Source organism: Umezawaea sp. Da 62-37 (genome assembly GCF_032460545.1).
Lineage (GTDB): Bacteria > Actinomycetota > Actinomycetes > Mycobacteriales > Pseudonocardiaceae > Umezawaea.
In genome coordinates, this window is the sequence record NZ_CP135965.1 from 9,408,703 (window position 1) to 9,430,021 (window position 21,319).

At 69.6% G+C, this 21,319-nt stretch carries 17 protein-coding genes and 1 pseudogene; 13 read left to right on the top strand and 5 right to left on the bottom strand.

All coding sequences use genetic code 11. From position 1 onward, the window contains the following. Nucleotides 1–74 precede the first annotated feature (74 nt). The 3 genes from RM788_RS42555 to RM788_RS42565 all read left to right on the top strand — a co-directional run bounded on the left by RM788_RS42555 (nucleotide 75) and on the right by RM788_RS42565 (nucleotide 2,365). On the top strand, nucleotides 75–953 hold the full coding sequence (locus RM788_RS42555) for a universal stress protein (RefSeq protein ID WP_315925995.1): 879 nt from the start codon (nucleotides 75–77) through the stop codon (nucleotides 951–953). Nucleotides 954–973: 20 nt separating this feature from the next. After that, nucleotides 974–1,258 (top strand): hypothetical protein, encoded by a 285-nt coding sequence (locus RM788_RS42560; RefSeq protein ID WP_315925997.1) that lies wholly within the window; start codon nucleotides 974–976, stop codon nucleotides 1,256–1,258. A gap of 276 nt (nucleotides 1,259–1,534) precedes the next feature. Next, nucleotides 1,535–2,365 carry a transposase family protein gene (locus tag RM788_RS42565; protein WP_315925999.1) on the top strand — a complete coding sequence of 277 codons (831 nt, stop codon included), beginning with the start codon at nucleotides 1,535–1,537 and terminating at the stop codon, nucleotides 2,363–2,365. A 189-nt stretch (nucleotides 2,366–2,554) separates the two neighbouring features. On the opposite strand, the gene RM788_RS42570 is transcribed toward RM788_RS42565, so the two are convergent. Further along, the gene (locus RM788_RS42570; RefSeq protein WP_315926001.1) at nucleotides 2,555–3,874 is read right to left on the bottom strand and encodes a wax ester/triacylglycerol synthase domain-containing protein; all 1,320 of its coding nucleotides are present in this window, start codon (nucleotides 3,872–3,874) and stop codon (nucleotides 2,555–2,557) included. Between the two features lie 98 nt (nucleotides 3,875–3,972). Further along, a complete protein-coding gene (gene gap / locus RM788_RS42575; RefSeq protein ID WP_315926003.1) occupies nucleotides 3,973–4,983 on the bottom strand; it encodes a type I glyceraldehyde-3-phosphate dehydrogenase in 1,011 nt (336 codons plus the stop codon). A 418-nt stretch (nucleotides 4,984–5,401) separates the two neighbouring features. Between gap and RM788_RS42580 the strand changes: the two genes are divergently transcribed. Together RM788_RS42580 and mgtA are read left to right on the top strand one after the other, a co-directional pair. Beyond that, nucleotides 5,402–5,506, top strand: a complete 105-nt coding sequence (locus RM788_RS42580; protein WP_315926005.1) for an alcohol dehydrogenase catalytic domain-containing protein — start codon at nucleotides 5,402–5,404, stop codon at nucleotides 5,504–5,506. A gap of 667 nt (nucleotides 5,507–6,173) precedes the next feature. Next, nucleotides 6,174–8,822: a magnesium-translocating P-type ATPase gene (gene mgtA, locus RM788_RS42585; RefSeq protein ID WP_315926007.1), complete on the top strand. Its 2,649-nt coding sequence runs from the start codon at nucleotides 6,174–6,176 to the stop codon at nucleotides 8,820–8,822. 57 nt (nucleotides 8,823–8,879) lie between these two features. Here the strand turns inward: mgtA and RM788_RS42590 are convergent, their stop codons facing one another. Beyond that, nucleotides 8,880–10,292 carry a DUF4389 domain-containing protein gene (locus tag RM788_RS42590; protein WP_315926009.1) on the bottom strand — a complete coding sequence of 471 codons (1,413 nt, stop codon included), beginning with the start codon at nucleotides 10,290–10,292 and terminating at the stop codon, nucleotides 8,880–8,882. A 180-nt stretch (nucleotides 10,293–10,472) separates the two neighbouring features. Here RM788_RS42590 and RM788_RS42595 point away from each other — a divergent pair, with 180 nt between their 5' ends. The 6 genes from RM788_RS42595 to RM788_RS42620 all read left to right on the top strand — a co-directional run bounded on the left by RM788_RS42595 (nucleotide 10,473) and on the right by RM788_RS42620 (nucleotide 17,083). Then, entirely contained in the window at nucleotides 10,473–11,600 is a 1,128-nt protein-coding gene (locus RM788_RS42595) for a cation:proton antiporter (RefSeq protein ID WP_315926011.1), read from the top strand. A gap of 123 nt (nucleotides 11,601–11,723) precedes the next feature. Then, nucleotides 11,724–13,121, top strand: a complete 1,398-nt coding sequence (locus RM788_RS42600; protein WP_315926013.1) for an amino acid permease — start codon at nucleotides 11,724–11,726, stop codon at nucleotides 13,119–13,121. A gap of 80 nt (nucleotides 13,122–13,201) precedes the next feature. After that, the gene (locus tag RM788_RS42605; RefSeq protein ID WP_315926015.1) at nucleotides 13,202–13,867 is read left to right on the top strand and encodes a BON domain-containing protein; all 666 of its coding nucleotides are present in this window, start codon (nucleotides 13,202–13,204) and stop codon (nucleotides 13,865–13,867) included. 28 nt (nucleotides 13,868–13,895) lie between these two features. Continuing rightward, complete coding sequence (locus RM788_RS42610; protein WP_315926017.1) at nucleotides 13,896–15,146, top strand: arginine deiminase; 1,251 nt, start codon at nucleotides 13,896–13,898, stop codon at nucleotides 15,144–15,146. A 25-nt stretch (nucleotides 15,147–15,171) separates the two neighbouring features. Further along, on the top strand, nucleotides 15,172–16,164 hold the full coding sequence (argF, locus tag RM788_RS42615) for an ornithine carbamoyltransferase (RefSeq protein WP_315926019.1): 993 nt from the start codon (nucleotides 15,172–15,174) through the stop codon (nucleotides 16,162–16,164). Nucleotide 16,165: 1 nt separating this feature from the next. Next, entirely contained in the window at nucleotides 16,166–17,083 is a 918-nt protein-coding gene (locus tag RM788_RS42620) for a carbamate kinase (RefSeq protein WP_315926021.1), read from the top strand. Here RM788_RS42620 and RM788_RS42625 read toward each other — a convergent pair. Then, nucleotides 17,058–17,882, bottom strand: a complete 825-nt coding sequence (locus RM788_RS42625) for a hypothetical protein (protein WP_315926023.1) — start codon at nucleotides 17,880–17,882, stop codon at nucleotides 17,058–17,060. The two genes, RM788_RS42620 and RM788_RS42625, sit on opposite strands and share 26 nt — an antisense overlap. Nucleotides 17,883–17,976: 94 nt before the next feature. Then, nucleotides 17,977–18,465, bottom strand: a complete 489-nt coding sequence (locus RM788_RS42630; protein WP_315926025.1) for a universal stress protein — start codon at nucleotides 18,463–18,465, stop codon at nucleotides 17,977–17,979. A gap of 176 nt (nucleotides 18,466–18,641) precedes the next feature. Here RM788_RS42630 and RM788_RS42635 point away from each other — a divergent pair. Together RM788_RS42635 and RM788_RS42640 are read left to right on the top strand one after the other, a co-directional pair. Then, nucleotides 18,642–20,288 (top strand): annotated as a pseudogene (locus tag RM788_RS42635) (cation-translocating P-type ATPase); the annotation flags it as partial. Nucleotides 20,289–20,361: 73 nt separating this feature from the next. After that, nucleotides 20,362–21,231 carry an HAD-IC family P-type ATPase gene (locus RM788_RS42640; RefSeq protein WP_315926027.1) on the top strand — a complete coding sequence of 290 codons (870 nt, stop codon included), beginning with the start codon at nucleotides 20,362–20,364 and terminating at the stop codon, nucleotides 21,229–21,231. Nucleotides 21,232–21,319 lie beyond the last annotated feature (88 nt).

A 21,319-nucleotide genomic window follows, 5' to 3' on the forward strand; every position in this document is an offset into this window, starting at 1 on the left:
CCTACCATCGAGGGAGGACCACGCCGTGTCCGCCGGCACAACCCGCCGGACACGGCCAACAGAGGAGAGCACAGATGAGCAACCCGGTCGCACCACCCATCGTCGTCGGTGTCGACGGCTCCGCCACCGCTCTGGACGCGGTCGTGTGGGCGGCGGAGGACTGCGCGCGACGCCACATGCCGTTGCGCCTGGTGCACTGCTACATCCTGCCGACCGGCGGCTATCCGGAGCTGATCGTCGACGGGCAGGGGTTCGCCGCGACGCTTGAGCAACAGGGCAGGCACTACCTCGACGAGGCAGAAGCCACCGCGCTCACCGCCGCGCCCGGCGTCACCGTCGAGACGCAGTTGCTGCTGACTCCGCCGATTCCGCAGCTCATCGAGGAGTCGAAGCACGCCCGCACGGTCGTGCTCGGTTCACGGGGCCTCGGCGGCTTCAGCGGCATCCTGATCGGATCCATCGCCGTCGCGCTCGCGGCGCACGGGCACTGCCCCACCGTGGTCATCCGCGGCACGACAACCGTGGACGGACCTGTCGTGGTCGGCGTCGACGGCTCTCCCGCCAGTGAAGCCGCGATCGCGTTCGCCTTCGACGCGGCGTCCGTCCTCGAAGCGCCGCTGACTGCTGTCCTGTCGTGGACCGACGCACTGGTCGACAGCGCTTTCCAGGCCACCCGGTTCACGATGGCCGAGCTCGCGGACGAGGAGGGCCAGACGCGTCTGCTCGCCGAACGGCTGGCGGGCTGGCAGGAGAAGTATCCGGACGTGTCGGTCGACCGCGTCGTCGTGCGCGACCGCCCCGCCATCGCCCTGCTGCGGCTGGCCGACCATGCCCGGCTGCTGGTCGTCGGCAGCCGTGGCCGCGGCGGCTTCACCGGAATGCTCCTCGGGTCCACCAGCCAGGCTCTGGTGCACCATGCGCCGTGTCCGGTTGCTGTCGTAAGGCCGGAGTGACACGGGTACCAGGGCTCGTTTTGCTCGCCGTGTGCGGAGAGTTCCTGCTCGGCGGGGCGGTGTTGCTGTGGATGGGAGCACCGGGAGCGGAAGTGATCTGGGCGGTCGCCGCTGGTATGGCCTTGATGCCCGCCGTCCGGTGGACGTGCAAGGACCTGCGTGCACAGCGCTTCGGCTTCCCGCTGCTGGCGGTGGTCGTACTCACCGGGACCTTGGCGTTCGGGGAGTTCTTCGGAAGCGCCGTGGTCGCGGTCGTGCTTCTCGGTGTTCGTGCCCTTGTCGACGACCAGGGGCACGCAGCCTAGATCCACAAAGGATCTGTTGTCGAAGACTCTTGACGGGTAGAAACGTTCGATACCGGCGAGATGACCGCAGATCTTCCTGTGAGCGTTCCTCGGCAAGGCGTTCGGCCTCGGCTGCGCCACACAGTGAGGTGATCTCACCAACGTTGAAGGCCTGACGGAGTCAGCCGAACGCTTGGCCATGCGACCCGAGGCACAACAGAGCCTGAGAGCAGAAGGACGGGGAGCTTCTGATAGGACTGGATTTGCGAAGATCAAATCCCAGTCAGAAAGCTCCCCGTGATCAGCTATCGTGCCACACTCGACGTGCCCCGCGAACTCGCCCAGTACCTGGGCCGCCTGCTCCACACCCAACGCCGCGACCGTGGCACTCGGAAGGGCGCCAGAGCGCTGACCTGCTACGGGCAGGCCGTCATGGGCCTGCGCTGGTTCCGCCAGAACACCGACATCACCGCGCTGGCCCGAGATCACGGCATCTCCCGCGCCACCGGCTACCGCTACCTCGACGAGATCATCACCGTGCTCGCCGAGCAAGCCCCGGACCTGCACGCAGCATTGCGACACGCCAAGAACCAGGGACTGGCCCACGTCGTTCTCGACGGCAAGATCTTCCCCACCGACCGCCTCGCCGAGAAGACCACCAGCGCGAAAGGCGAGCAGATCGACCGGTGGTACTCCGGCAAAGCACACGAGCACGGCGGCAACATCCAGGCCCTGATGGCGCCGAACGGTTTCCCGCTGTGGATCAGCGACGTCGAACCCGGCTCGGTGCACGACCTGACCGCGGCCCGCGAACACGTGCTGGGCGCCCTGTACTGGGCCGCCTCCCGACTCGACCTGCCCACCCTGGCCGACAACGGCTACGACGGGGCGGGCATCGGAGTGTTCACACCGGTCAAGCAGCCCGCAGGCGGGCAGGTACTTGATGTCGACACGCGCACCTACAACGCCCTGCTGCGTGGCCTGCGCTGTCTGGGTGAACGCGGATTCGCGACGCTGACCGGCCGCTGGCGCGCCTTACGGCACTTCACCACCAGCCCTCGCAAGATCGGCGCCATCGTCAAAGCCGCCCTCGTCCTCACTCATTTCGAACATGGACGACTCACCTGAAACTCGCTGAGATCATCTCAGTGTGCGGTCCCCTGGAACAACGGCGGCTCAGCGGCGAAAGGATTTCTCGGACACGACATCGCCGCGGAAAAGAACAGCACTCTTGTGATGCCCCACAGCCGCTGTTGCTGTCCGCGTCGACGTCTCCACCAAGCTTGTCCGATTCTCCCGCAGGGATGAGTGAGCCCTTTATCCTTGCGCATGGAGTTCCCGGCGCAGCGCGTCCGCGAGGTCGTCCAGGTCGGGTACGCGGTCCGGGTCGGCGATCACGGTGACGGTGAGGGTGCCCGCGTAGGACAGGGCGGCGAATGCGACGGTGACGTTGCCGGAGATCCCCGAGACCGGGATCAGGTCGACGACCGGCGCGCCGAGGAACGACATGGCGTGGTCGGGGCCGTGCAGGTCGCTGACGAAGGTGGTGACCAGACGTTGCCGGTCGACGAACCATCGGTAGACGCCGATCTTCGCCAAGGCGCGGAACATCCATCCGAGCAGTGCCGTCGAGGAGCCGGGAGCGGCGGTCTTGCGCTGCCGGGTGATCCGCGCGACGGCGGCCAGTCGTCGGATCGGATCACCGGTCGTCGGGATCTCAACCGGGATGACACCGACCCGGTTGCCGAGTTCGGTGATCCCGGCCTGTCGTCGGGTCGACACCGGGATGGAGACCACAAGGTGGTCGACATCCTCACCGCGCGCGGCCAACACCGTGCGGAGGGCTCCGGCGACCGCTGAGAGGACCGCGTCGTTGATCGTGCCGCCCTGCGCGCGGGCGGCGACCTGGACGGCGGCGAGGTCCACACGAGCGACCGCGAGAACCCGGTTGGTGCCGGTCGGGCGGTTGAGGGAACAGCGCGGTGCGTGTGCCCGGCGGCCGATACCGGCTTCGGCGACCGCGGCCCTGAGTCGATTCATCCCGATCGGCAGCCTGCCGACCGCTCGTGCACGGCTTCGGACCGCGTCGGCCGCCAGCTCCCGGCGTCGTGGCGCCCGCCGCGGAAATCCGCGGTCCAGTGCGACCGGAACACCGTCGACCAGATGTGCGAGGACCGCCAACCCGCCGATGCCGTCGGCAAGGACGTGGTGGAACACCACCGCCAGCGCGCTGCGGTCAGGGGACACGTCGGTGACCAGGGTGGCCGACCACAGGGGTTTGTCCCGCACCAGACGCGTGGTGACCGCCTCGGCGACGATCCTGAGCAGTGCCCGCTCGTCGCCGGGCGCCGGGCATACTGCCGACGTCACGTGGTCGCCGATGTCGAAGGCGGGATCGTCGACCCAGACCGGTCCGCCGCAACCGAACGGGGCATCGACCAATCGCTGGCGCAGTCGCGGTACGGCCTTGATGCGCTCCGCGATCACCTCTCGCACCGCGGCGATGTCCACGGGCGACCGCGTGTCGAGCATGAGGACGGCCGCCACCTGCATCGACGTGCCGGTGGTGTCGCACACGAGTTCCACCAGGTCGTTGCCGCTCGCCCGTTCGACGCGCACGGGCCTGTTGCTGGTCATCCTCCGATGGTGCACAGACCCGACCGCGCACCACAGGGACCAAGGTCCCCTGTGGTGCGCGAAACCGCCCCAGTCGGTCGAATGCGCTGAGCGGTCTCCTAGGGCAGGGTGTTCGCGATCATCTCGGTGAGATCGATCGTGCGGTTGGCGTAGCCCCATTCGTTGTCGTACCAACCAAATACCTTGACCAACCTGCCGTTGGCCTTGGTCAAACTTGAGTCGAACACGCAGGACGACGGGTCGCCGATGATGTCGCGGGAGACGAGCGGGTCGGTGGTGTAGCGCAGGATTCCCTTGAACCGCCCATCGGCCGCCTCCGCGAACGCGCGGTTCACCTGTGCGGCGGTGGTGTGGGACTTCAGCAGGACGGTGAGGTCGGTCAGCGAGCCGTCCTCCAGGGGGACACGCACCGACAGGCCGTCGAGTTTGCCGTCCAGCGCCGGGATCACCTGGCCGATCGCACGCGCCGCGCCCGTGGACGTGGGGATCATGTTGACCGCGGCCGAGCGGGCCCGCCGCAGGTCCTTGTGCGGGCCGTCGAGCAGCGACTGGTCGTTGGTGTAGCTGTGGATCGTGGTCATCAAACCCGATTCGATGCCGAAGCACTCGTTGAGCACCCAGGCCATCGGTGCGGCGCAGTTGGTGGTGCAGGAGGCGTTCGACACGACATCGTGGAGTTCCGGGATGTAGTCGTCGTCGTTGACACCCATGACGATGGTGGCGTCGATCCCCTTGCCCGGCGCGGTGATCAGCACTTTGCGCGCGCCGCTGGTCAGGTGCATGGCGGCGGTGTCACGAGTGCGGAACCGGCCGGTCGCCTCGATCACTACGTCGACACCGAGCGAGCCCCAGTCCAGCTTCGCGGGGTCCGGTTCGGCGGTGACCGCGATGCTCCGGTGGTCCACGGTGAGGGTGTTCCCCTCGGCGGCCACCGCGTGCTTCCACGGGCCGTAGGTCGAGTCGTACGCGAGGAGGTGGGCCAGGGTGTCCGGTGTCGTGAGGTCGTTCACCGCGACGATCTCGATGACCGTGTCGTCGCGTTCGATCGTGCTGCGCAGGATGTCCCGCCCGATTCGGCCGAAGCCGTTGATGCCTACCCGTACCGCCATGGAGTCCTCCTCGTGGATCCGTTGAGGTTCATGGTCGGCGTTCCCGACGTGACCATCCAGAGAACGAGGGCGGCGTTTGGAAGGACCAAGGTCCTCGTGTGTCGGCTGCTCGACGGGTGGCGAAAGCCTTCGGCGAACGAGGGCTTCTCGCTCTTCCGGGTGTCCGGTCCGGTCGATCACCCTTGGACCGGGAGCGCTTGGGGCGGGATGGCTGCCGCGGTTCGATCCAGGGCGCGGGCAAATCCACAATAGACCGACCTGAAGAGGAGAACCTGTGAAGACCCTGGTGTACCACGGTCCGGCAAACGTTCGTGGGACGACGTCCCACGAGCTGAACTGCAGGACGTCTCGGACGCGGTGATCCGGGGCGACCCTGTGCGGCATTGACCTGCACATCGTCAAGGGTGACGTCAACGCGGTGGAACCCGGCAGGATTCTCGGCCACGAAGCCGTCGGCACCGTCGAGGAGGTCGGCCCCGCGGTGCGCGGCATCAAGATCCGATCGGGCTCGCGTCGATCATGACCGCGCGGTTGTTCAGTCCCGGTCACATGGTCGCAGTGGACCTGGCCGAACCCGGACTTCGTGCCGTGAATCAGTTCGGGGCCGACATCGCCGTGGCCGCGGGTGGCGACCTGGAGGCGGTCTGGCCACCGGGCAGCTCGACGCGGCCAGGTTCGTCACGCACCGGTTCGACCTCGGTGACGTGGAGGCCGCTTGCGAGACGTTCTCCCGCCCGCAGGAGACCGGCGCACTCAAGGTCGTGCTGTTCCGCGACCAAGCGCGGTAGGAGCATCCGATGAGCCGGATCGCAAGCTCGAGTTTCCCGTCCTGGCCCGAGCGACGAGCTTCCTCGTGTCCGCCACGCCGTGCCCGTTGCGCGACGGGAAGATCGACCGCGCCCATAAAAGGGGCATCGAGATCGCAGCCGCTCGCCCGGCACAGCGAAGCGCCACGTAGCGCGATGATCCGAAGTCGAGTGCGGGCCGACCTCGTCAACAGGTTCATCGCCTGGTGACCCCAGGGCCGAAGGTCCCCGGTGACCGGGGACCGCTGCCACTGACTCGTCGTCCCCGCGTGGACGAAGCTTGATGGTGAGCACGCCGGGAAGCGGGTCGTGAACCGCGTCGATTCGGGGCGATCCCGTTGGCCCACTCGTCGGCGTGCCGTACGCATGCGACGAGGAGCTTTCGTGACGATCGCCGAACCGGCTCCACCCCGCGACCAGAGCCGGACGACCGGAGTGGTCGGCGCTGCCGCGCTGCCCGTGGCGGAGGTGCTGCGGGAGTTCCAGGTGGAAGCCGGAATCGGTCTGTCCGGTGTCGAGGTTCTGCGGCGGCAAGCCCGGTACGGGCCGAATGCCGTGGCCTCGCACCGGGCCCGCCCGGTGGCCGTGCTGCTGCACCAGTTGCGGTCACCACTGCTCGGGCTGTTGGTGATCGCCGCCATCGCGTCCTACGTCGTCGGCCAGCACAGCGACGCGGTGATCATCGGGGTGATCGTCGCCCTGTCGGTGGGGCTCGGGTTCTTCAACGAGTACCGGGCCGAGAAGGCCGCGGAGGCGTTGCACTCCGAGATCCACCACAGCACGGTGGCGATCCGCGACGGAAGCCCCTCCCCGGTGGACGTGACCACGTTGGTACCCGGTGACGTGGTCGAGCTTCGGCTGGGGGACGTCGTTCCCGCCGACATCCGGCTGATCGAGGTGACCGGACTCGAGTGCGACGAGTCGGTGCTCACCGGTGAATCGCTGCCGGTGGACAAGACCACCGCCGAGGTCCCGGTCGGAACCCCGTTGGCCGACTTGGCGGGGTGCGCGTTGATGGGCACCGTGGTGCACGCGGGCAGCGCGGTGGGAATCGTCGTGACGACCGGCGCGGCGACCGAGTTCGGCAAGATCGCCGCGGGTCTCGACACCCGGCAACTGGATACGGAGTTCCAGGTCGGGCTGAGGCGGTTCTCGATGCTGCTGGTGTACGTGGCTGGTGGGCTGACCACGTCGATCTTCGTGGTCAACGTGGTGCTGGACCGGCCGATCATCGACGCGCTGCTGTTTTCGTTGGCCATCGCGGTCGGGATCACACCGCAGCTGCTGCCCGCCGTCGTGTCGACCAGCCTCGCGGCCGGGTCTCGGCGGATGCGCAAGCGCAAGGTGCTGGTGAAGCGGTTGGTGTGCATCGAGGACCTCGGTGACGTGGACGTGCTGTTCACCGACAAGACCGGCACCCTCACCCACGGCCGGGTCGACTTCGCCCGCGCCGTTCCCGCCGGTGACGACGCCGCTGACGAGGTGCTGAAGCTGGGGCTGCTGTGCACCGAGAACACCACCGCGGACGAGGGCGGCAACCCGCTCGATCGCGCGCTGTGGTCGAGTCCTGCGGGCAAGATCGTCGGAACGGGGGAGTGGGAGCGTCTCGCGGTGCTGCCCTTCGACCACGACCGGCGCATGGTCTCCGTCGTCGTCCGGAATCAGTCGGGCGTGTCGACGATGGTGACCAAGGGTGCGCCCGAGACCGTGTTGGACCGCTGCATCGACGTGCCCCCGGATGCACGGAAGGCGTTGGCGGCGGAGTTCGCGGCGGGCAACCGGGTCGTCGCCGTCGCCACCCGCCCGGCACCTGACGGACTGACCGCGCAGGACGAACATGGCCTCACCCTGATGGGCCTGCTGGTGTTCCTCGACCCGCCCAAGCAGGACGCCGCGCAGGCGCTGCGGAGGCTGGCCGACCTCGGCATCGCGGTGAAGGTCGTCACCGGCGACAACGCGGAGGTCGCGGTCACGGTCTGCCGCGACCTCGGACTCGGCGACGCCGTCGCGCTGACCGGCGTCGACATCGACGCCCTCGACGACGACGAACTCGGCGAGGCGATCGTGCGCACCACGGTGTTCGCCAGGGTCAGCCCCGAGCACAAGGCGCGGATCGTGCGGGTCCAGCGGAGAGCCCGCGGCGGGGTGGCGTTCCTCGGTGACGGTGTCAACGACGCGCTCGCCCTGCACGCCGCCGACGTGGGCATCTCGGTCGACTCGGCCACCGACGTCGCCAAGGACGCGGCCGACGTGATCCTGCTGGAGAAAGACCTCGGCGTCCTCGCCGACGGCGTGGCCGAAGGCCGCCGGATCTTCGCCAACACCATCAAGTATGTGCTCATGGGCACGTCCAGCAACTTCGGCAACATGGCCTCGGCCGCGGGCGCGTCGCTGTTCCTGGCGTTCCTGCCGATGCTCCCGTCGCAGATCCTGCTCAACAACCTGCTCTACGACGCCAGCCAGTTGGCGATTCCCACCGACAACGTGGACGAGGAGCAGCTGCACCGCCCGTCGCACTGGGACATCGGGTTCATCCGCCGCTTCATGGTCTTCTTCGGGCCGCTCAGCTCGGTGTTCGACTTCGGCACCTTCGCGGTGATGCTGTGGGTGTTCCACTCCGGCCCCGAGCAGTTCCGGTCCGGCTGGTTCGTCGAGTCGCTGGCCACCCAGACCCTGGTGATCTTCGCGATCCGCACCCGCCGCGTGCCGTTCTTCCGCAGCCACCCCAGCCTGCCGCTCACGCTTGCCGCGTTGGGAGTCGTACTGGTCGGCGCGGTGCTCCCCGCGACCCCGCTCGCGGGCGCGCTCGGCTTCCAACCGCTGCCCGGCGCGTTCTTCGCCGCCTTGGTCGGCATGGTGGTGTGCTACCTCGCGTTGATCGAGGTCGGCAAGCGCTACTTCTACCGCGTCGCGGCCGCCGCCCCGACCGTACGGCGGAGTTACGGCGGACATCGCCACGTCCGGCGCCGTGCCGCGTACTTCAGCACGGCGAAGCGCTGGGCGGGAACGCCTCGTCACCCGTCGCATTCCTGACCCCACCACGACCGTGGCCCCGTGGATCGCCTCCGCCGGGCCACGGTCGTGGTGGGGTCACGCGACCGCGGCCGGATCGGCAGTGGTGGGCACCTGCTGCGGGCGCCGCCAGGCGCCCAGCAGGATCACGACGATGCCGAGCACGACCAACGCGCAACCACCGGACACGAGGCCGACGGTCAGCGCTCCCAGGGCGGGCGCGGTCGCGCCGATGGCGAGGTCGGCGGTGACAGGGCGGGAGCCGTCGGCGTTCATCACCACGGCGGTCCACTGACCGGGCTGAGGAGTCCAGTCGACGGTGCGGTCGGCACCTGAGGCGGAGGCCGTCCAGATGCGCAGCGCATCGGGCGCGATGGCAGGTGCGCTGCCGGCGCGGTGGTCGTAGTGCACCCCGTTGGTGTCCACCGCGGTCGCCACGACGTCGTGGTCCACGGAGGCCAGGTATGTGGTGACGTCCTGCTGCCGGGCGATGCCGACGAACACCGGGGTGTCGCCGGTGCGGATGCGGATCGGGCCGAGCACGTCCTCGCCGGTGATCGGGTTGTCGTCGGACCACCGGAGGTCCACCGTCTGGAACTCCAGTGCGTAGCCGTCGCTGTGGAACGTCTGGGTGCCGGTGGTGAGGTAGCCGTCGGCGTCCCGCTGGGTCTGGTCGGCCCAGATCGCGACGGCGCCGCCGGTGAGGAGTCCTCCGCCGGTGAGCAGCAGGAGTGCCCCGACGACCACGGCGACGATCCGACCAGGGTGCCCGTCGGACGGCCCGCTCGCCGGGGGAGTGGTCGTGTCGGTTCCGATGCGGGTGGTGGTGGGGTCGTCGCCGCCGGTGTCGAGGCGGAAGGGCGGGTAGGCGTCGGTGAGCAGGCCGGCGTAGGCGGCGACGCGCAGGACCCAGCGGTCCATGCCGAGCATGAAGTCGAACACGCCCTGCGGGTAGCGGCCGGTGAACAGCAGCATGACGCCCGCGATCAGCGCGAACACGCCGACCAGTCCGCCGCCGAAGCTCCAGGCCCACTGGTCGGACTGGGCGGCAAGGTAGCCGCTGCCGCCGACGAACACGCCGACGACCAGGTAGTGGGGGATGGCGAGCAGCCACCACTTCACCAGCACCAAGCCGCGCGACAGGTGCTCCGGGTACGGGATCTCCAGGGTGGCGGGGTAGTCGGGTTCCTCGCCGAGGCTGAACGGCGGGTACCGGTCGGTGCCCAGCGCGCCGTAGGCGTAGTAGCTGACCCGCCAGGTCCAGCGCAGCACGCCGACCGCGAAGTCGAACAGGGGGCGCGGGTAGCGGCCGGTGATCAGGATGGCGACGAGCGCCACCAGGCTGACCACGGAGAAGCCCAGCCACAGGAAGGTCAGCACGACGTAGTGCGGGATCGCCAGGAACCACTTGACCAGCCAGAGCCACCGGTTCAGGCCGGGGTCGAGGCGACCGCGCACGTGGACCGGGTAGGGAGCTGCGGCCGATGTCATGCGGACCTCCTGGAAGCGCGGACGTGCTGTGTCCACACGGTCGCTTACACGGGGGTCGGCGGGCAGTGCCGCCGGTCCCTCCCGCACGCTGTCGGAGTGCCCTGGTCCGGGTTTGGTGTCGCGGCATCGCGTCCTCCCTGCTTTCCTTGGTCGGTTCGGACCGCGGAACCAGGAGGTGGGATGAGCCTGCTGGGGTTGGCGCTGGTGCTCGCGGTCGGGTTGGCGGGTCCGCTGCTGGCGATCTCGAAACGCGCCAGGATCCCCTTGGTGGTCGGCGAGATCCTCCTCGGAGTGCTGGTCGGCCGGACCGGCACGGGATGGGTGGACGCGGGCGAGCCGGTCCTGACCTTCCTGGCCACCGCGGGCTTCGCGCTGGTGATGCTCGAAGTGGGCAGCCACGTGCCGCTGGGTGACACGTCGTTGCGCGGCGCGCTTGGTCGCGGCTGCCTGCTCGCGGCGTTCGTCGGTGTGCTGGCGGTCCCGGCCGGGTTCGGTGTGGCCGCGATCGCGGGCACCGGTCACGGGCTGCTCTACGCGGTGCTCCTCGCTTCCAGTTCGGCCGCGCTGGTCGTCCCGGCCGTCACGGGCTCCGGGGTGCGCACGCCCGCGGCACTGGCGACGGTCGTGCACGTGGCCGTCGCGGACACCGTCTGCATCGTCGCGCTACCGCTGGCCGAGGATCCTGGGCGTGCGGGCCCGGCGACTCTTGGGGCATTGGTCGTGATCGGAGCGGGCGGTCTTGGTTTCCTGGTGATGCGCCGCCTCCGGGCCCGCGGTGTGCTGACCGTGGTGCACAAGGTCAGCAAACGCCGGAACTTCGGCGTGGAGCTGCGCATCCAGCTGATCATCCTGTTCGGACTCGCGGGACTGGCTCAGCTCGTAGGCGTGTCGGTCATGCTCGCCGGATTCGTCGCGGGCCTCGCCTTGACCGCGCAGGGGAAAGCGCGGCGCCTGGCCCGGCAGTTGTTCGCCGTGACCGACGGATTCCTCGCGCCGGTGTTCTTCGTCTGGTTGGGCGCGTCGTTGGACCTGCGGGCGCTGGCCGATGAGCCGAGGATGATCGCGCTGGCGGCGTTGTTGGCATCGGGAGCCGTGGTGGTGCACGCCGCCGCGTGGTTCGTCGGGCAGCCGATGCCTCTGGCCGTGCTCGCGGGCGCCCAACTGGGCGTGCCGGTCGCGGCGGTGACCATCGGCACCGGCAACCACCTGCTGGCAGCGGGAGAGGGCGCGGCGATCCTCGCGGCGATGCTGGTGAGCGTCGCCGTCTCCGCGCTGACGACGCCGAAGACCCCGGAGTCCGCCGGCTGAACCGGGACCAAAGACCCTGATTCCATGCGACCTGCGTAGGTGTGCACCGGGTTCTGCCTCGAACACGCTGGGTCGGACCCCCTCGCAGCCGCGGTTGGTCGATGACGGCGCAAGGGAGTTCCCGTGAGCACACCGGTCCTCGACACGACACCGGTCGCACCGCCGGGCAAGGACGGAGCACCGGGCAGGTCCGGCACGTTCGGGTTGCCCACCGCCACCGCGCTGGTGATCGGCTCGGTGATCGGGACCGGGGTGTTCGGCCTGCCGACCGCGCTGGCCGCGTTCGGGCCGATCAGCCTGGTGGCGTTCGTCCTCGTCACGATCGGCGCCTTGGCGCTGGCGCTGACGTTCGGCGCGTTGTCCAAACGGGTGCGCGGTTCGGGTGGGCCCTACGTCTACGCCAGGGAGGCCTTCGGCGAGTTCGGCGGCTTCCTCACCGCGTGGTGCTATTGGATCACCGCGTGGGCGGGCAACGCGGCCATCGTGGTGGCACTGGTCGGGTACGCCGAGGTGTTCGTGAACACCGACCACGTCGTGGGCTGGTCGATCGCCATCGCCATGGCGGGGTTGTGGATCCCCGCCGTGATCAATCTGTCCGGCCTGCGGAACATGGCCGTCACGCAGATCGTGACGACGGTGCTGAAGTTCGTGCCGTTGTTGTTCATGGCGACCGTCGGGTTGCTGTTCATCAAGACCGCCAACTTCGGGCCGTTCAACGCCGGCGGCACCTCCATCGGCGGCGCGATCTCCGCTGCCGCCGCCATCGCCCTGTTCAGCTACATCGGCATCGAGACCGCCTCCGTCGCGGCGGGCCGGGTGCGCGACCCGAAGCGCAACGTCGGCCGCGCCACCGTGCTGGGCACCATCGGCTGCGCCATCGTCTACATCCTCGGCACCCTCACGGTGTTCGGCACCGTGCCCAACGCGGCGTTGCAGGTCTCGACCGCGCCGTTCACCGCGTCGGCGGACGCGATCTTCGGGGGGCACTGGGCCGGGCAGGCGGTGGCGGTCGCCGCGGTCGTGTCCGGACTGGGCTCGCTGATCGGTTGGACGCTGATCATCGGCGAGATGCCGTTGGCCGCCGCGAAGGACCGGCTGTTCCCGGAGCGGTTCGCCCGCACCCGCCGCGGCGTCCCGGTCTTCGGCATCGTCAGCTCGACCGTTCTCGCCACCGTGCTCACCGTTGTCAGCTACACCAGTTTCGACCAGGTGTTCACGACACTGGTGCTGCTGTCCGTCTTCACCGCCGTGGTGCCCTACCTGTTCAGCGCGGGCGCGCAGCTGTACTGGCTGCTGGCCCGCGGCAAGCAGATGCGGTGGCCGCACCTGGTGCGCGACTGCGGGGTGTCGGCGCTGGCGCTGGTCTTCTCGTTCTGGGCGCTCGCGGGCAGCGGCTACCAGGCCGTCTACTACGGCGTCATCTGCCTGCTGCTCGGACTGCCGCTCTACATCTGGCTCAAGGTCGGATACCGCGAGTACGGCGAGACCCCGACCGTGCCTGCTGACGTTGATTCGGTGTGACCGAACGAGGGCGTCGCGCCTCTGTCCACGAAGGACGTTGTGCTCTGCTGGTCACCGGGTCGGCAGGACAGGCTCGGAACATGACCCGGACACCGCCCAAGACCGACAGCCAATTGAAGAACACCCTCGTCGAAGAGCTGAAGTGGATTCCCGACGTCGACAGCACCCACATCGGCATCACGGTCGACGACGGAGCCGTGACGCTGTTCGGTGAAGTGGACAGCTACCCGGAGAAGCTCCTCGCCGAGAAGGCGGTGATGCGGGTGAAGGGCGTCACCGCCATCGCTCAGGAGATCACGGTTCGCGATCCGGGGGCAGGGGTGAGCGACACCGACATCGCCAGGGAAGCGGGCGAAGCGCTGCGGCGCGCCGTCGACGTGCCCGAGACGGTGCGGGTATCCGTCCACGACCACGTCATCACCCTGTCCGGAGACGTCCAAGGGCAGCACGAGCGTTCGGCCGCGGCTCGGGCGGTCCGCTACACCAAGGGCGTCAGGTCGGTCACCAGCTCCATCGTGATCCGCAGCGCCGCCCCGACCAAGGACATCAAGACCGCCATCACCGCCGCGCTGGTGCGCAGCGCCCTGTTGGAAGGCCTGAACATCACGGTGACACCGCGCGAAGCGGGCGAGGTCGAACTGGACGGCACCGTCCGCTCGTGGACCGAGCACCGCCAAGCCGAACTCGTCGCCTGGTCGGCGCCGGGCATCACCACCGTCGTCAACAACCTGCGCGTCCAGTACTGACCTCCGTCCCGCCGTCGAAGGAGAAACCATGACCCGCACGCTCGGAGTGCACTCGGAAGTCGGCACGCTGCGAGAGGCCATCGTCCACCGCCCAGGGCTCGAACTGAGCCGCCTCACCCCGAGCAACTGCGACGAGCTGCTGTTCGACGACGTCCTGTGGGCGGCCAAGGCGCGGGAGGAGCACGACACGTTCGCCCAGGTGCTGCGCGACCACGGTGTCGTCGTGCACCACACCGACGTCCTGCTCGCCGAGACCCTTGCCCTGCCGGAGGCGAAGGCGTTCGTGCTGGACCGTGTCTGCACCCCCGAACTCGTGGGCCCCACGCTGGTCGAACCGCTGCGGGAGTTCGCCGAGAAAGTCGACCCGGCCATGCTGGCCGAACTGCTGATCGGGGGAGTGACCCGCGCCGACCTGTCCCCGCTGGACGTGCACAGCCTGCGCTGGTCGACCCTTGGGCTGGACGACTTCGTGCTGCCCCCGCTGCCCAACACGCTCTTCCCACGGGACAGCTCGGCCTGGGTCTACGGCGGCGTGACGATCAACCCGATGGCCAAGCCCGCCCGGCAACGCGAATCGCTGCACTGCCGTGCCGTCTACGGCTTCCACCCGCTGTTCGAGTCGCGGGACTTCCCGTTCTACTACGGCGCTGACGACGGGAACCACCAGCCCGCCACCATCGAGGGTGGTGATGTGCTCGTCCTCGGCCGCGGTGTCGTGCTCGTCGGGATGGGGGAGCGCACTACCGCGATGGGTGTGGAGATCCTGGCCCGTGAGCTGTTCCGGACCGGACAGGCCACCACGGTCATCGCCGTGCAGCTGCCCCGGTCGCACGCGTTCATGCACCTGGACACGATCCTCACGATGATCGACGTGGACACGTTCGTCCGCTACCCCGGCCTGGACACGAAGTCGTTGCGCACCTGGGTGATCACGCCCGTCGACCCGGAGGAGGTCGTCGAACGCGCCTCCGCCGGGCTGCGCGTGGACCAGCGCGACGACCTGTTCACCACGATCGCCGATGCGCTCAACCTCGACGGGCTCCGCGTGTTGTGCGCCGATGAGGACGCGCGCGCCGCCGAACGCGAGCAGTGGGACGACGCCAACAACTTCCTGACCCTGTCACCCGGCGTGGTCGTGGGCTACGAGCGCAACACCGTCACCAACACGATGTTGCGCGACCACGGCATCGAGGTCATCAGCATCCCCGGCAACGAACTCGGCCGCGGCCGCGGTGGTGCCCGCTGCATGACCTGCCCCATCCAGCGCGACGGCATCTGACACCCCTCACAGCGAAGGAATTCCCATGCGCCACCCCGGCTCGCTGCTCCGAGAACTCGACCTCGACAAGACCCGGTTCCTCGCACTGGTCGCGCTGGCCGCAGACCTCAAGCGCGCGAAGGAGGCGGGCGTCGAGCGGAAGTCGTTGACGGACAAGAACATCGCCCTGGTGTTCGAGAAGACCTCCACGCGCACCCGGTGCGCGTTCGAGGTCGCGGCCCACGACCAAGGCGCACACGTGACCTACCTCGACCCCGCAGGAACGCATATGGGCCGCGACGAATCCGTCCCCGACACCGCGAAGGTGCTGGGCCGGATGTTCGACGGCATCGAGTTCCGCGGCTTCGCCCAGGAGACGGTCGAGCAGTTGGCCGACAACGCCGGTGTGCCGGTGTGGAACGGGCTCACCGATTCCTGGCACCCCACGCAGATGCTCGCCGACGTGCTGACCATGACCGAGCACCACCCCGGCCCGGTCGAGCGGATCAGCGTCTGCTTCCTTGGCGACGGCCACAACAACGTGGCCCGGTCCCTGCTGATCACGGGAGCGCTGCTGGGCATGGACGTCCGCATCGCCGCGCCGCGCGAACTCCGACCGCCCGCCGACGTCGTGGCCACCGCCCGTGAACTCGCGAAGACCAGCGGTGCCAGGGTTCTGATCACCGAGGACGCCGAGCAGGGCGTGGACGGCGTCGACTTCGTCTACACCGACGTGTGGGTCAGCATGGGCGACTCGCCGGAGCAGTGGGACGTCCGCGTGCCGCTGCTGACCCCGTACCGGGTCACCGAGGCGCTGATGAAGGCCACCGGCAAGCCCGACACCAAGTTCCTGCACTGCCTGCCCGCCATCCACGACCGCACCACCGTCATCGGCGAACACCTGCACGAGCGGTACGGACTCGACGGCGCCGAGGTCACCGACGAGGTGTTCTCCTCATCGCGGTCGATCGTGTTCGACCAGGCCGAGAACCGGCTGCACACCATCAAGGCCGTCCTTGTCACCGGATTGGCGTCGTGACGTGCGCATCGTGATCGCACTCGGCGGCAACGCCCTGCTCGCCCGAGGCGAGAAACCCGACGCCGCCATCCAACTGCACCACGTCCGGGCGGCGGCTGAGGCCCTCGCTCCGCTCGCCGTCGACCACGAGCTGGTGATCTGCCACGGGAACGGTCCCCAGGTCGGCCTGCTTGCCCTGGAGAGCCAGGCCGATGTCTCGTTGAGCCGCCCGTACCCGCTGGACGTGCTCGGCGCGCAGACCCAGGGGATGATCGGCTACTGGCTGGCGCAGTCGCTGCGCAACGCCGGGGTCCACCGACCGGTGCTCGCCGTCGTCACCCAGACCGTCGTCGACGCGGCCGACCCGGCGTTCGCCACCCCCACGAAGTTCGTCGGACCCGTCTACCCGCAAGGGGAGGCGCGACGGCTCGCCGAAGCGCATGGCTGGACGATCGCGGCGGACGGCGCACTCTGGCGTCGGGTCGTCGCGTCACCCGAGCCGCTGCGCCTGGTCGAGTCGGACTCCATCGCCCGCCTCGTGGACGCGGGCACCGTCGTCGTGTGCGGCGGCGGTGGGGGAGCGCCTGTCGTGGACGACGGGCGGCTCAGCGGAGTGGAGGCGGTGGTGGACAAGGATCTCACTGCGGCCCTGCTGGCGATCGAGCTGAAGGCCGACCGGCTGATCTTGCTCACCGACGTCCCCGCCGTCGTGCGGGATTTCGGCACACCGGACGCAAAACCCCTGCACACCCTCGACCTCGACGACCTGTCCCACCTGGAGTTCGCGGCCGGGTCCATGGGACCGAAGGTCGAGGCGTGCCGCAGGTTCGTCGCGGCGACCGGTCACGCGGCCGCCATCGGCTCCTTGACAGCCGCGGCCGCCGTGCTGGACGGCACCGAGGGGACCACCGTCATCACCGCTCCCACAACGTCTCCCTGAGCCACCCCGCGGCGGGCAGGCCGAGACGGCGAGCACCATGGGCCAGCACCGTCGTGCACACCGTGATCATCATCGCGAAGAGAGCGACGACCGGCCAGTCCGGCTCGCCGCCGTCGAGCAGGATCGCGATGGCCATGGCCGTGATCGCGAGGCCGAGCGTCACGACCTTGACCAGCACCACCGCGCCGAGGACCGGGGCGGCGACGTGGCCGCGCACGAGCGCCGCCCCGGTCATGACCACCGCGGGCACGGCGAACGCGAGGTCGGCCACGTACACGGGGTTGGGCAGCTCGCCGACACCGATGGCGCTCGGCAGTCCGCCGCCGAGGGTGGGCAGGATGTCCGACAGCCACAGCGCCGCGAAGGCGGAGCCGAAGACGACGAGGAACCAGCCGACACCCTTGTGCCTGCGGCGGTCGAACGCGGCGGAGGCCGCACGCACGTCGATCCGGCCGATCCCGTCGATCAGGGCGGCGACCGAGAGGGCGAGGACGGAGGTGTAGAGCAGGAACGCCGGGTTCTGCGGTACGCCGATCGCGTAGACGAGGTAGCTGTAGGCGAGGTAGGCCAGCGTTCCCAGCCACAGCAGGTGGCCCGGCAGCGAACCCGCGCGGCTGCGACGGGCGGCCCACAGGAGCACGGGGATCGTCGCGAGCGTCAGCACGTCCTGGGCGATCCCCTGCAGCTCCAGCGAACGGGAGAGCCGGTAGGCGTGCTCGGCCAGCAGCCCGTAGAGGGTGGCGGTGAGGAGCAGCGCGGCCAGGAGCCACGACACGCCCTCGGTCCACCACGTGCGCACCGAGGTCCGGACAGCGGAGGGGAGGTCATGCCCTGACGGTGCTCCGGATGGTGCGAACCCCGCAGTGGCGAAGGGACCGCGTTCGCCGGGACCTTCAGCGCGCCGCGACCCGCACGGCGTCGGCGGACCGGGTGGTGACGCCCGGCGGGATCACCACGACCGGGCACGCGGCGTGCCGGATGCAGTCGGTGGTCACGCTGCCGAGCAGGGCTTCGGTGAGCGGGCCGTGGGCGTGCCTGCCGACGACGAGCAGGGCTGCCTGCCGGGACGCCCGCAGGAGCGCGGTCGAGGCGTCGCCGGTGATGGTCACTTCGGCGATCTCCGGCGCGTCCGGCAGTTCGGCGCGGATCTCCGTCACGAGGTCGTGCAGCACCCGAGCGGGATGGTGGTGCTGCTGCGGCAGCACTTCCGCGTACGGGTGCACGCCGAGCGAGACTGCGGGCACGAACTCGGACTCGTGCTGCCAGGCCATGGTCGCCTCGACCGCGGCACCGCTGCGTTTGGCCTCGTTCAGCGCCCAGCGCAACGCGGTACGGCTGGCGGGTGATCCGTCCACGCCCACCACGATCAGGGGAAGGTCCACGTCATCGCTCCTGTCGGGAGAGTTCTCGGTCATCCGAAGCCTGACCCCATCCAGGCGGCAGGGGTAGGGGCCTAGGTCACCGTGGCGGAGAGGCCAAGCGCACTGCCCCGCGGCCACCCGCGAGCGCAGAGTGCTGAGCAGTGCGCACTCGCGCGCCTCGATGTGAAGGAAGTCCGATGACGTCCACTACCGGCGGACTCACGTCGACCGAGGCCGCGGAGCGATTGCGCGCCGACGGCCCGAACGTGCTGCCACGGGCGCACAAGCGCCATCCCCTGGTGCTGCTGCTCAAGCAGATGGTCCACGCCTTCGCGTTGATGCTCTGGGGCGCCGCCGTGCTCTCGCTCGTCGCGGGGATGCCCGCGCTGGCCATCGCGATCACCGTGGTCGTCGTGCTCAACGGCGCGTTCGCGTTCGCCCAGGAGTTCCGCGCGGACCGCGCCGCACAACGACTCGGCGATCTCATGCCCGCCAAGGCGACCGTGCACCGCGACGGCAAACCTGTCGTGGTCGACGCGGCCGACCTGGTGGTGGGCGACGAGATCCTGCTCGAAGCAGGCGACCGCGTGTGCGCCGACTGCGAAGTGCACACCGCCGCGGGGCTGTCCGTGGACGAATCGATGCTCACCGGCGAGAGCGTCCCCGTGCGCCCCGCCGTGGGCGACAGCGTGCACGCGGGCACCTACGTGTCCGAAGGCGAGGCGACCGTCGTCGCGACCGCGACCGGTGTGCACACGAAGCTCGCGGGCATCGCCACGCTCACCCAGCAGGCGGAACGACCGCCGAGCCCGCTGTCGGTGCAGCTGCACAAGGTCGTCAGCGTCATCGGCCTCGTCGCGGTCGGTGTCGGTGCCGCGTTCTTCGGATTGGCCATGCTCCTCGGGCTGTCGACGACCGACGGCTTCCTGTTCGCGATCGGCGTCACGGTCGCGCTCGTACCCGAAGGCCTACTGCCGACCGTGACCCTGTCCCTTGCGCGAGCCGCGCAGAACATGGCCGGTCGGCACGCGCTGGTGCGGCGACTGGACGCGGTGGAGACCCTGGGGTCCACCACCTTCATCTGCACGGACAAGACCGGGACGTTGACCCGCAACGAGATGTCGGTCGTGCGCGCGTGGACCTCGCTCGGCGAAGTCGCCATCACCGGCACCGGCTACGAACCCACCGGAGCCGCGACGGGTGATCAAGCCGCCGTGCGCCGCCTCGGCGTGTTGGCCGCGAGTGCCGTCCGCTGCTCGCCGACGGCGCATGTCCAGCGCGATCAGGACGGCTGGCACCCGGTCGGCGATCCGATGGAGGTCGCCCTTCACGTGCTGGCGGCCAGGCTCGGCGTGACCGCGCAGACGGTCGATGGTGTGCGCTACCCGTTCGACCCGCACCGCAGACGGTCGTCCGTGGTCGACGTCGACGGCGTTCACGTCACGGGTGCGCCCGACGCCGTGCTGCCCCTGTGCGGCGACCAGGACGCCGCCCTTGAGGCGATGACCCGGTTCGGTGCCCAGGGACTCCGGGTGCTCGCCGTCGCACGCCGTTCGACACGGCCGGGTGACGACACCGGATGGGAGCACGCCGAGACGGACCTGACCCTGCTCGGCCTGGTGGGGTTGCAGGACCCGCCGCGCGACGACGTCGCCGGAGCGCTCGAATCGTGCCGGACCGCGGGGATCAAGGTCGCCATGGTCACCGGGGACCACCCGGCCACCGCACGGGCCATCGCCGTGGAAGTGGGACTTCTGGGGCCGGACGAGTTGGTGGTGGAGGGAGCCGACCTGCCCGAGGACGCGGCCGCTCTGGGTGAACTGCTCGACCGCGACGGCGTGGTCATCGCCAGGGTGACGCCCGAGGACAAGCTGCGGATCGCGAAAGCCTTGCAGCGCAGGGGGACACGTCGTCGCGATGACCGGCGACGGCGTGAACGACGGGCCCGCCCTGCGAGCGGCCGACATCGGCGTGGCCATGGGCGCCTCCGGCACCGACGTGGCCAGGGAAGCCGCCGACCTGGTCCTGCTGGACGACCATTTCGGCACGATCGTCGCCGCCGTCGAGTTGGGCCGCGCGACCTACGCCAACATCCGCCGGTTCCTGACCTACCACCTGACCGACAACGTCGCCGAGCTCACGCCGTTCGTGGTGTGGGCGTTGTCGGGTGGGCAGATCCCGCTCGCGCTGACCGTCCTGCAAATCCTGGCGCTCGACATCGGCACGGACCTGCTGCCCGCCTTGGCGCTGGGCACCGAGCGGCCGAACCCGCGCACCATGCGCGGACCGGCCCGCACCGGTTCGTTGATCGACAAGTCGGTGCTGCGCCGCGCGTTCGGCGTCCTCGGACCGACCGAGGCGCTCGCCGCGATGACCGCGTTCGCACTGGTGCTCCTGGCGGGTGGCTGGGTCCTCGGCACCACCGCCGACGCCGCGGTGCTCGCGACGGCGTCGGGGACCGCGTTCGCCGCGGTCGTGGTCGGGCAGCTGGCCAACGCGTTCGCCTGCCGCAGCGCGACCCGCCCGGTCGGTCTCGCCGGACTGCGCGGCAACAGGCTGCTGATCTACGCGGTGCTGTTCGAACTCGCGATCCTGGCCGTGTTCCTGCTCGTTCCGCCGCTGCCCGAACTCCTCGGCGGCGCCCTGCCGTCACCGCTGGGCTGGGCACTCGTGATCGCGGCGGCCCCGGCGGTGATCCTCGCCGACACGGCCTACAAGGCGGTCGTTCGGGCACGCCGGGACGTCGCACCCGAGGACGTGCCCACCGGTACGGCCGTACCGGTGTGACCCCGTATGCGATCAGCGGCAGAGGTTCGCCGCGGGTACCGTGGACACCAGGTGTCCTGGACCCCGGCGTTGTCATGGACTACCGAAG